The organism is Actinomadura sp. NPDC049753 (assembly GCF_040674655.1).
Classification (GTDB): Bacteria; Actinomycetota; Actinomycetes; order Streptosporangiales; family Streptosporangiaceae; genus Spirillospora; species Spirillospora verrucosospora.
This window is the reverse complement of record NZ_JBFARL010000281.1, coordinates 1-8132: the sequence shown is the minus strand read 5'-3', so window position 1 is coordinate 8132 and position 8132 is coordinate 1. Positions and strand designations below refer to the sequence as shown.

Annotated in this window: 8 protein-coding genes and 1 pseudogene; 7 read left to right on the top strand and 2 right to left on the bottom strand. The window is 73.5% G+C overall.

All coding sequences use genetic code 11. The features are described from left to right. Positions 1 to 559: pseudogene (locus AB0K37_RS38370) on the top strand (hypothetical protein); the annotation flags it as partial. Here AB0K37_RS38370 and AB0K37_RS38365 read toward each other — a convergent pair. Then, complete coding sequence (locus tag AB0K37_RS38365; RefSeq protein WP_363990077.1) at positions 537 to 1406, bottom strand: DMT family transporter; 870 nt, start codon at positions 1404 to 1406, stop codon at positions 537 to 539. The pseudogene AB0K37_RS38370 and the gene AB0K37_RS38365 overlap by 23 nt on opposite strands. Continuing rightward, the gene (locus AB0K37_RS38360) at positions 1403 to 2290 is read right to left on the bottom strand and encodes a DMT family transporter (protein WP_363990075.1); all 888 of its coding nucleotides are present in this window, start codon (positions 2288 to 2290) and stop codon (positions 1403 to 1405) included. Before AB0K37_RS38360 ends, AB0K37_RS38365 begins: the two co-directional genes overlap by 4 nt. Before the next feature lie 231 nt (positions 2291 to 2521). Between AB0K37_RS38360 and AB0K37_RS38355 the strand changes: the two genes are divergently transcribed. The 6 genes from AB0K37_RS38355 to AB0K37_RS38330 all read left to right on the top strand — a co-directional run. Then, positions 2522 to 2986 (top strand): Rrf2 family transcriptional regulator, encoded by a 465-nt coding sequence (locus AB0K37_RS38355; protein WP_363990072.1) that lies wholly within the window; start codon positions 2522 to 2524, stop codon positions 2984 to 2986. Then, positions 2986 to 4179: a globin domain-containing protein gene (locus AB0K37_RS38350; protein ID WP_363990070.1), complete on the top strand. Its 1194-nt coding sequence runs from the start codon at positions 2986 to 2988 to the stop codon at positions 4177 to 4179. The genes AB0K37_RS38355 and AB0K37_RS38350 overlap by 1 nt, the downstream gene beginning before the upstream one ends. 969 nt (positions 4180 to 5148) lie before the next feature. Further along, positions 5149 to 5790 (top strand): response regulator transcription factor, encoded by a 642-nt coding sequence (locus AB0K37_RS38345; RefSeq protein WP_363990067.1) that lies wholly within the window; start codon positions 5149 to 5151, stop codon positions 5788 to 5790. A gap of 105 nt (positions 5791 to 5895) precedes the next feature. Beyond that, positions 5896 to 6381 carry a flavin reductase family protein gene (locus AB0K37_RS38340; protein WP_363990064.1) on the top strand — a complete coding sequence of 162 codons (486 nt, stop codon included), beginning with the start codon at positions 5896 to 5898 and terminating at the stop codon, positions 6379 to 6381. A 1-nt stretch (position 6382) separates the two neighbouring features. Continuing rightward, the gene (locus tag AB0K37_RS38335) at positions 6383 to 7927 is read left to right on the top strand and encodes an acyl-CoA carboxylase subunit beta (RefSeq protein ID WP_363990061.1); all 1545 of its coding nucleotides are present in this window, start codon (positions 6383 to 6385) and stop codon (positions 7925 to 7927) included. A 31-nt stretch (positions 7928 to 7958) separates the two neighbouring features. Continuing rightward, a partial coding sequence (locus AB0K37_RS38330) for an acyl-CoA carboxylase epsilon subunit (protein ID WP_363990079.1) occupies positions 7959 to 8132 on the top strand: 174 nt, incomplete at its 3' end.

Genomic DNA, 8132 nt, shown 5'->3' with positions numbered 1-8132 from the left:
CGCCCCCGTGGTGCGGCCCGGGTTCCGGCGGGCGGACGACGGCGGACGGCTGCGGCGCGCGGTCGGCGCGCGGCCCGGGGAGCGGATCGTGCTGATCTCCGCGGGCGCCTGGGGCATCGGCGGGGTGGCCGAGACGGCCCGCGGGCTCGCGGCGTCCGGCCGGTACCTCCCGGTCGTGCTGTGCGGGCGGAACGGGAGGCTGCGCGCCCGGATCCGCGCGGGCGGGATCGGGCACGCCCTCGGCTGGCGGGACGACATGCCCGTTCTGATGTCGGGCGCGTACGCGCTGGTCGACAACGCGGCGGGGCAGACGTGCAGGGAGGCGTTCGCGTGCGGGCTGCCGGTCGTCTCCTACCGGCCCATCCCCGGCCACGGGCGTGACGGCGCCGAGGCGATGGCGCGGGCGGGCCTGAGCGCTCTCGCGCGGTCGCCCGCCGAACTCCTCGACGTGCTGGACGGGCTCGGGGACGAGCGGGCGCGCAGGGCACGGGAACGCCGGATGGACGTGCTGTTCGACGCCGCTCGGGCCGACCACGTCATTCGCGCCGCGTTGGGGTGACGGCGCGCTCGTCGTGCAGCAGCGGTGACCGGGCGATGACGGCGCTGCCGAGCAGGATGGCCGCGATGCCGAGGACCTCCGCGGCCATCCACGGACCGGTCCGGATGCTCTCGTCGAAGAGGCCGACGCCCAGCAGGATGCTGGCGGCCGGGTCCGTGACCGTCAGGGCGGGCTGCACGGCGACCAGGCTGCCGCTCTGCAGCGCGTTCTGGAGCAGGAACAGGCTCGCCGCCCCCGCCGCGGCCATCGCGTAGAGCTCCCAGGAGGTCAGGACGGCGGCGAACCCGTCGGAGAACGCGCGCGTGGCCGTCCTCATGAACGCGGCCGTCAGTGCGAAGCCGAGGGACGTCGTCACGCCCAGCAGCACGCCGCGGAGAGGCCCGCGGATGGACCACGCCGCCACCACCAGGGCGGCGGCGCATCCCACCGTGGCGGCCGTCGCGATGATCCACTCGCCGGGCCCCGGCGTGCCCAGGCCCTCGCTGGGGGAGGCGGCGATGAGCAGCGCCGCCAGGCCCGCGGTGAGGACGACGACGCCGGTCCACGGAACCTGGCGCAGCCCGCTCGGCGGCAGCCACGCGATGAGGATCATGGTGAACGGCAGTTCCGAGGCCAGCAGCGGCTGGACCAGCGCGAGGCCCGCCATCGACAGCGCCGCGGCCTGGAAGACGAACGCGGCGATGAGCGCGCCCACCCCGCCGAGCCAGAGCGGCTGCCACAGCAGGTCGAGGATGAGGGACGGCTTGAAGGCGTCGGCTTCGGGCGCGGACCTGGCGGCCCGGCGCTGGAGCACCGACGCCAGGGCGTTGGCCGCGCCGCCCAGCAGGCTGAGGATGACGGCGATCATGGGCCCCCGCGTCCGTCCCGGGGCGCCAGTTCGCCCGGCTTGCCGAGATACGGCGACCGGCCGAGGACGACGATGCCCGCCACCATGCCCGCCAGCCCCAGCGCCTCCAGGGCCAGGTCGCGGGTGGACAGCCGGATCCCCTCGCCGAAGACCGCGACTCCCAGCGCGATCGCGGTCAACGGCTCGGCCGCGGTGCTGGCGGGCAGCGAGATGCGCAGCGGCGCCGCGTCGAAGGCGCTCTGCGCGAAGAGCAGGGCGAGCGTCCCGATGAACACCAGGCCGTAGGGCTGCCACGTCTTGAAGGCGTCGGCCACCCCCGCGCCGAACAGCAGCACGACGCTGCGGGTCAGCGTGTCCTGGAGCCCGAAGAGCAGTCCGGCGGCCGAGGCGAGCAGCATCGCGCGGACGCGCAGGTCCCGGTGGCCTCCGCCCACGGCGACCAGCGCGGCGAGGACCAGCACGACCGCTCCGCTCAGCCAGCGGAAGGACAGCGTGCCGGGCGGCGTGCCTCCGTGCGGCCGCCCGATGCCCAGGAACAGCGCGACCCCGCCGGTGAGCGTCAGCGACCCCAGCAGCGCCCGGATGCCGAACGGCTCCCGGTAGATCACGTGCGCGGCGATGAGGGCGAAGACGAGGTTGACGGTGAGCACCGGCGTGGCCTGGGCGACGCCGGCGAGGTCCAGCGCGAACGCGAAGACGAGCTGACCGGCGACCATCAGGGCGATCCCGGCCAGCCACAGTCGGCTGTGCAGCAGGTCCAGCAGCAGCCTCGGATGCAGGATCCGTCCGAGCGGCTCCTGGAAGGCCGCGTGCTGCTGGGCCACGAACCCCAGGCCGATGAGGCAGGCCGCCACCACCGCGACGACCATCCCGAGAAGGCTCATCCTCGTCCACGATTTCCCGCCGTGACTCTCGCGTCGGTCCCCTACCCGGGACGGGGTGTCCGAATCCGCGCTCTGGGCCTGGCCGAAAGACGGGGAGGCGGCCGCTCCTGGTGGGGGCCGTCCCCCGTATTCGCGGCATCGTCGCACGTCACGGCCTATGCGGCGGTTCTGTGGCGATCCCCACAGAGCTAAATCAGACTCTCAGAGTCCGATTCAAATTATGATCAACCCGTGCACCTGACCCAGTCGACCGACCTGGCCCTGCGCGTGCTGATGCTGCTGGGCGCGCGGAACGAGCGGCGCTCCGCCGCCGAGCTCGCCGAGCGCCTGCGGGTGGCGCCGCAGCACATGGCCAAGATCGTCCAGCGGCTCCGCAGGGACGGGTTCGTCAGCACGACCCGCGGCCGCGGGGGTGGCGTCGTCCTCGCCGACGGCGTGACCGACCTCCCGGTCGGCGAGATCGTCCGCGTGCTGGAAGGGCCCGGCGAAGCGGTCGAATGCGACAGCCCGCCCTGCCCGCTGCGCGGCGGCTGCCGCCTGCGCGGGGCGCTGCGGGCGGCGCAGGAGGCCTTCCTGGTGTCGCTGAACCAGGTGCGGCTGCGCGAACTGGTGGCCGATCCGACCGGACCGGTCCTGCTCTCCCTGGCACCGCCGGCGTCCGCCGGCGCGCCGTTTCCTGCGGAGGAAGGATTCTGATGCTCTCGTCCGACCACGCCGACACCGTGCGGGCCACGCTGCCCGCCGTGGCCGCCAACGGCACCGCGATCACCGGCGAGTTCTACGCCGCGATGTTCGCCGCGCACCCCGAGCTGCGGCACCTGTTCAACCAGGGCAACCAGGCCAACGGCGAGCAGCGCCGTGCCCTCGCCGGCTCGGTCGCCGCGTTCGCCGAGCACCTGGTGACGGAGGAGTCGTCCATCCCCTTCCAGCAGATCCTCTCGCGGATCGCGCACAAGCACGCCTCGCTCGGCATCCGTCCCGAGCAGTACACGATCGTGGGCCGGCACCTGATGGACGCGGTCGCCAAGGTGCTCGGCGACGCGGTGACGCCGGAGGTGCACGCGGCCTGGTCCGAGGTGTACTGGCTCTTCGCGACGCTGCTGATCGCGGAGGAGGCCCGCCTGTACCAGGACGCCGCCTGCGACCCGGCGGCGCCGTTCCGGCCGTGGCGCGTCACCGAGCGGCGGGACGAGGCCATGGACACCGTCTCCCTCGTCCTCGCCCCCGCCGACGGCGGCGCGGTTCCCGCGCACCGGCCGGGCCAGTACGTCTCCCTCGCGGTCACGCTGCCGGACGGGTTGCGCCAGCCCCGCCAGTACACGCTGTCGCGAGCGACCGGGGACACCGTGCAGATCACCCTGCGGCGCGTGCGGGGCGACGGCGCCGCCCCCGACGGCGCCGTCTCGACGTTCCTGTTCGAGCACGTCGCCGTGGGCGACGTGGTGGAGCTCTCCCCGCCCTTCGGCGACGTGGTGGTGGAGGACGACGGCGACCCCCTCGTCCTGGTCAGCGCGGGGATCGGCATCACCCCGGTCGCCGCGATGATCGACCACCTGGCCGCCGAGCGGCCGGGCCGCCCCGTCCTGGCCGTGCACGCCGACCGGAGCCCCCGCACCCACGCCCTGCGGCGCCAGATCGCCGAGGCGGGCGCCAGGATGACCGACTTCCGGCAGCTGACCTGGTACGAGGACCCGGAGGGGAGCGCGGACGCCCGGGCCGGCCGGATCGACGTCGCCCTGCTGCCGCTGCCGCCCAAGGCCCGTGTCTTCATGTGCGGGCCGATTCCGTTCATGCGCGAGGTCCGGCGCGGGCTGGCCGACGCGGGAGTCTCGGACGAACGCGTCCACTACGAGGTCTTCGGCCCGGACCTGTGGAGCACGGGCGCCTGAACCGCCCGGGCCGCCCCGTCCCCGCCCCGCGGGCATGGCGCGGGCCCCTCGCCCGCCGGCCGTCCGGAGCCCAGGTGATCCCAGGTGCGGCGCCCTCCTGGGATCACGCGCCGGCCGGAGAATTTCGATCTTTATCGGCGGCTCCGCGGAGGACGGGCGGGGACGCGACCGCCGCGGTAGGCGGTATTACCGGAAGCCGCTCACTTCGCGCAAGGGAGACTTTCGCGAAGCGACGTGCGGGACTTCCAGGATTTCGGTGTCCGAAGCGGCAATCGGGGCTCGTGAAGGAGCGGCCCCCGGCGGCCGCCGGACGATCGTTAATCTGCGAGATGTGACGCGGTGCGCACCTTCGGGGTCGTCCTGTGACCCCCCGTGATCGGTTTCCGGGTGGATGATTGACGAGGCCGGAATTGGCAACAGGTGCCCTGGTGAGCTGAATGAGGGGTCTGAGCCGACGGGCGCCCGTCCGAGCGGCTGATCGGAGTTCCGGCAGGTGGTGGGCGTTCTGATGGCGATGCGGCGGCGGCCGCGCGGACACCGTGCCCCGGGACGGGCGCGGCGGGGCGCCCGGGCGGGCGGTGCCGAAGGGGCGCCGCGTCCCGGAACGGCGGGTGCGGGAGGAGGCTCGGGGAGCGCGCCGCCCGCGGTGAAGTCGACTGTTTGGAAGGCCGCGCCCACCGGTATGAGGACCGGAATCGGAATGGCGATCGGCGGGTGGCGGACCAGATCGGTGCGTGTTACCGTTGCCTCGCAGACGGGCAACGGGGCGTGTTTCTCCAGTCGGTTGAAGATTGAATATCGCAATACGGTGGGATGGGCGGCGGGGCGGCCGCGTCCGGACTCGGACTGCGCCCAGATAGCGCCGATCGGAGCCTTCATGAGCGAATGGCCGAAAGAGTATGCCGCCGGATTCTTAGGGAAACGCCGCCATCGGCCGGAACGCGAGCCCGCCGCATTCCGGGGGCGGTCTTGACGCTCCGGACCATTCTGATCGTCGACAGCCACACCCTCGTCCGCCAGGGCGTGCGGGAGATCCTCGAAGAGGACGACGGTCTGAAGGTGGTCGGCGAGGCGGGCAGCGGCGACGAGGCCCTGACGGTCGTCGCCGATCTGCGTCCCGACGTCGTCCTGCTGGAGGTCGGCGGCCCCGGCCAGGACGCCGTCACCACGGTGCGGCGCATCCGGCGGCACTCCCCGGACACCAAGGTCATCATCCTGAGCATGCAGGAGGGGCCCGAACTGCTGCGCGCGCTGCTGGAGGCGGGCATCCGCGGCTACCTGCTGAAGACGGTGTCGCGCAACGAACTCGTCGCGGCGATCCAGGCGGTGGAGGACCCCGAGCGCATCGTGCTCAGCGTCTCGCGGCGCAGCCTGCCCGAGGACGACGGGGCGCAGCCGGTCCAGCTGACCGAGCGGGAGCGGCAGGTGCTCGCGCTCACCGCGCAGGCGCTCACCAACCGGCAGATCGCGAACCGGCTGTCGCTCACCGAGGCCACCGTCAAGCGCCACCTGCGCAACATCTTCGCGAAGCTCGGCGCGGGTTCGCGGCTCGACGCGGTCAACCGCGCCGCTCTCGCCGGGCTCATCGACCCGCCCCGAACCAAGCCCTAGCCGCCCCGGACCGAGCCCCGGGAGGCGGCTCTGACGGGACGCGAACCGGGCTCGACCCGGGCGGCCTACGTTGTCGGCGACCGTTCGCCCAGCGGAGGGAACGCCGTGCTTCGCCAGATCCAGCCCGTGGAGGCCAGCAAGTTCCGCTCGGTGATGCGCGGCTTCGCCACGGGGGTGACGGTGGCCGCCGCCGACTCGGGGGACGGCCCCGCCGGAACGACGATGAACTCGTTCACCTCGGTCTCGCTGGAACCGCCCCTCGTCCTGTTCTGCATCGGATGCGGTTCGCGGACGTGGCCGGTGGTGGAACGGGCGGGCTGTTTCGCGGTGAGCTTCCTGTGCGCCGACCAGGAGCCCCTCGCGCGCCGGTTCGCGGCGCCCGGCGTGGACCGGTTCGCCGGGCAGGAGGTCGTGACCGCGGAGACCGGCTCGCCGGTGCTCGCCGAGGCGGCGGGGTTCGTCGACTGCCGGCTCGTGGACGCCGCCGAGCTCGGCGACCACCGCGTGGTCGTGGGGCTGGTGGTCGCGGCGGGCTGCCTCCGGGACGCCAAACCGCTGGTCTTCGCCGACGGAGGGTATGGAAGTGTCTGAGATGCGGGACCGCGTGGCCCGGCTGGAGGCCGAGCGCCGGGCCGCCGCCGAGGCCGGCGGCGACAGGGCCACGCAGGCGCAGAAGTCCAAGGGGAAGCTGACCGTTCGCGAACGGCTCGACCTGCTGTTCGACGAAGGCACCTTCACCGAGATCGAGACGTTCCGGCGGCACCGCGCGCAGGGCTTCGGCATGGAGCGCAAACGCCCGCCCACGGACGGGGTCGTCGTCGGCTGGGGCCTGGTCGGGGGACGGCGGGTGTTCGCCTACGCCCACGACTTCCGGGTCTTCGGCGGCAGCCTCGGCGAGGCGCACGCCGGCAAGATCCACAAGATCATGGATCTGGCGGCCAAGGCGGGCGCGCCTCTGGTCGGGCTGTGCGACGGGGCGGGCGCGCGCATCCAGGAGGGCGTGACCGCGCTCGCGGGGTACGGCGGCATCTTCCAGCGCAACGTCCGCAACTCCGGCGTGATCCCGCAGATCAGCGTGATGCTGGGCCCGTGCGCGGGCGGGGCGGCGTACTCGCCCTCGCTCACCGACTTCGTCTTCATGGTGCGCGACACCGCGCAGATGTTCATCACCGGACCGGACGTGGTGGGCGCCGTCACCGGCGAGACGATCACGCATGAGGAGCTGGGCGGCGCCGAGGTGCACGCGTCGCGGACCGGCGTGGCCGAGGCGATGTACGACGACGAGGAGGAGTGCCTCGCCGACGTGCGCCACCTGCTGTCGCTGCTCCCGGCCGACAACACCCGGTTCGCGCCCGAGCAGCCCACCGACGACCCGCCGGACCGGCCCTGCCCGGCGCTGCGCGACATGGTGCCGGTCGACCCCAAGGCCGCCTACGACGTGCGCGCCGTCGTCGAGGAGATCGTCGACGACGGCGAGACGTTCGAGATCCACGAGATGTGGGGCACCACCGTGGTGTGCGCGTTCGCCCGGTTCGCGGGCAGGGTCACGGGGGTGGTGGCCAACCAGCCCGCGCAGACGGCCGGGGTCCTGGACATCACCGCCGCGGAGAAGGCGTCCCGGTTCGTCCAGTTCTGCGACGCGTTCAACATCCCGCTCGTGACGCTGGTGGACGTGCCCGGCTTCCTGCCCGGGGTCGACCAGGAGCACGGCGGCATCATCCGGCACGGCGCCAAGCTGCTCTACGCCTACTGCGACGCGACGGTTCCGCGCGTGCAGCTCGTGCTGCGCAAGGCGTACGGCGGCGCCTACATCGTGATGGACTCCCGGTCGATCGGCGCGGACCTGTCCCTGGCGTGGCCGACCAACGAGATCGCCGTGATGGGCGCCGAGGCGGCCGTGAACGTGGTGTACCGGCGGGAGATCGCCGCCGCCGACGACCCCGATGCCGAGCGCCGCGCCCGGGTCGAGGACTACCGGCGGGAACTGATGGGGCCCTTCCACGCCGCCGAGCGCGGCCTGGTCGACGAGGTGATCGACCCGGCCGAGACGCGCGCCCGGATCGTCGACGCGCTGGACATGCTCGCCGGCAAGTACGTGCCCCGGCCGGGCCGCAAGCACGGGAACCAGCCGCAGTGAGCACGGGAACCGGCCGGGGCGGCACCGTCCGGTGGGAGAGGGGGCGGCGGTGAGCGCCGACTTCGAGATCGTGAAGGGCCGCCTGGACGAGCGGGAACTGGCGGCGCTCGTCGCCGTGCTCGTGGAGCGCGCGGCTGCCGAGGAAGCCGGCGGCGAAGGGGCCGCGGGGCCGCGGGCGGGGGCGGGGGGCCGCGCGGCGGCCGGC